Below are 2,631 nucleotides of genomic sequence, written 5' to 3'. Positions count from 1 at the left end.
CTGGTCCGCGCCGGGGCGAAGTTCCGCAAGGGCAAGCTCGTCGAACGCCCCGAGGACTCACCAACGATCGAAGACTCCCAGAAAGCCGCTTAAAAGATCTTGATCCACAGGTATTGACGATTGCTCGCTCGGCCGGACTGCCCCAGCCGAGCATCTTCGCCGTCTGGCACAGGCATCCGCGACTTGGGCTGCGGGTGGCCAGGCTTGTTGGACATGCTCTGCAGCTTGTCCTTTAGGTCCCGATTTTCGCGTTTGCACCGTTCAGCGACAAATGGTCTTTTATTCACAGAACGGGTTATGACTGCTTCGGGTGTGTCGGCTGCTCGTGATCGGAATTGTCGTGATCGGTCGCTACCCTGTCGTCTCCGCTCATCAAGGGGGAAGAACATGAGTCCGGTTACGCCCGACATGATCAACTATTACGTACAGCTCCTCAAGGACCTGGATCAGCTGGATCCCTATATCAACAACGCGATGTTCTGGATGGTGGTGCGAGGGCGGGCAGAGCCCCTCACGGTCACTGACGTCGCGCGTCGGCTGGATGTCGACCTCGACACGGCGAGTCCCCGCACGGTGCTGGAGCCAGGGCGGGAGAAGGTCGTCGTTCTGGAACAGAGCGACCACGGTGTGGTCGTGCTGGCGTCCAACGCCTACATCAGCGATCCCGGCATCTGGGCCTGCCTGACCGAGAATGCGCAGGCGTGGGGTTTCTGGTGGCTGGTCAACAACGCCAACAGCTTGTTCTACGCCGCCGACGGCAACCTCATCACCGAGATGGACGTTTTTCGTCCTAGTCCTGTGGAGTGCACGGGCCGGAATCCACGGGTGCTGGACGACCACCTCGGTGCGATTCGGGCGCTCGTGGCACAAAGGGAGGCTGATGACCGGGCAGGGGCATTCGACGCTCCCCCCTATCCCAGATATCCGCACTTCCAGACCGCCCTGGCAACCGTAGAGGCGATGACAGGCGTTCGCTTGGACCTCGACCGGTTTACCCGAAAGCAACTATCTATCCAAGCCCGCGGCCTGTAGTCGTCCCTCAGCGGCCTTGTTGCTGCAGTCGAGAAGCATAGCGAGACGCCTGGCCGGGGTATTCCAATCGAGCGTCTTGCGTGGTCGGGCATTCAGTTCGCCGGCGACGGCATCGAGGTCCTCGCGGCTGTGGACGGAAGGTCGGCGCCCTTGGGGAAGTACTGGCGCAGCAGGCCGTTCGTGTTCTCGTTGGAGCCGCGCTGCCACGGGCAGGCCGGATCGCAGAAGTAGACAGGCATGTCGGCGGCGATGGAGAACTCGAGGTGGCGGCCCATCTCACTGCCCTGGTCCCAGGTCAGAGACCGATTGAGATGGGTAGGCAACGTGGCCATGGTCTCCACCAGGGCATCGCGCATGCGCTCGGCACTGCGGTCGATCGGCAGGTGGATGAGCATCACGTAGCGGGTGGTTCGCTCGACCAGGGTGCCGATGGCTGAGGTACCGTTCTTGCCGATGATCAGGTCGCCCTCCCAGTGGCCGGGTACGGCGCGGTCTTCGGCCTCCGCCGGGCGCTCGCTGATCATGACCATGGGGTGGGTGAAGCGTGGCTGGCGGCGGTTGGCCTGGCGGTGCGGTTTGCGGCGCGTGCGTCCGCTGCGCAAGGCGCGGACGAGCTCGCGGCGAAGCTCTCCCCGGCCTTGGACGTAGAGGGCCTGATAGACCGTCTCGTGGACCACATGCAGCTCTGGCCGCTCGGGAAGTGTCTGCGTAGAGCTTGGCAGATCTGCTCCGGACTCCACCGCTGGTCCAGGTGCTGTTGGATGAAGTGGCGCAGGTCGGCGTTCTGAGCGATCTTGCTGGTCTTGGGGCGAGACCGGCGTGCCTCGGCCCGTGCTTGTGCGGCGTAGGGCCGGTAGGCCCACTGCTTGCCGCGTATGTGTGTGTGCGGTTGCGTCGGATATCGCGACTGATCGTGGATGGACTACGGCCCAGCTCGCGGGCGATCTCACGGATGGATGCCTGCTCTCCCACCCGGTCGGCGATGTGGATGCGCTCGGCCTCGCATAAGTAGCGGCCCGAAGGAGTAGCGATGGCCGCCCGCTCGCCACGAGCGGGCGGCCGAAACCGGTTGAGGTCCAGCCGGCCATTGCGCCACTCACGTCCGGTCCGTTCGTTAACGCCGACCAGGCGGGATGCTTCCTTGTTGCTGTAGCCCTGTTGCACGAGCCGGAAGTATTCCTCCCGCTCCACGCGGAGCTTCTTGCGCCTCTGTGCCTTCCGGTTCTTGCGGACCTCGAAGTCCATCGCAATCCCCAAGCTGGGGTGTTGCGACGACCGCTAGAACGGAAGTTCCGGGCGGGGGCCTTTCTGCGTTTCTGCGTTTCAGGAAGGTTTAACCGTCACGTACTGCTGCCACCACGGGAGCGTGGCGGTCGAGAGGACGTCCTCGCACTGACAGTTCCCACAGCCCGGCGTCATTGACCCTCTCCCTCCTCTCGGGGGAAGCAGTCGTGCCCACCGCCTTGCGCCTCTAGTATTACAACAGCATTTCGTTGTGTTGGAGCCAGCGTCGCCAGTAGTGACTGCTGCGGGCTCTGGTTTGGGAGGCGCGCCGGCGCTGGGACCAGGCCAGGGCGTGGGCGAGGGGGCGGGCGGTGA

The 2,631-nt window shown here is 63.9% G+C and carries 1 protein-coding gene and 1 pseudogene; one reads left to right on the top strand and one right to left on the bottom strand.

Annotation, left to right across the window (positions count from 1 at the left end; translation table 11 throughout):
• The first annotated feature begins 387 nt into the window (after positions 1 to 387).
• Positions 388 to 1,032, top strand: a complete 645-nt coding sequence (locus tag ACTWPT_RS59725) for a hypothetical protein (RefSeq protein WP_443186430.1) — start codon at positions 388 to 390, stop codon at positions 1,030 to 1,032.
• On the opposite strand, the pseudogene ACTWPT_RS59720 reads toward ACTWPT_RS59725, so the two are convergent.
• Positions 1,006 to 2,277: pseudogene (locus ACTWPT_RS59720) on the bottom strand (IS30 family transposase). The gene ACTWPT_RS59725 and the pseudogene ACTWPT_RS59720 sit on opposite strands and share 27 nt — an antisense overlap.
• Positions 2,278 to 2,631: the final 354 nt, after the last annotated feature.

The sequence above is a fragment of the Nonomuraea sp. 3N208 genome (assembly GCF_052245935.1).
GTDB lineage: Bacteria > Actinomycetota > Actinomycetes > Streptosporangiales > Streptosporangiaceae > Nonomuraea.
The sequence above is the reverse complement of the archived record's forward strand: the minus strand, read 5'-3'. Positions and strand labels throughout refer to the sequence as shown.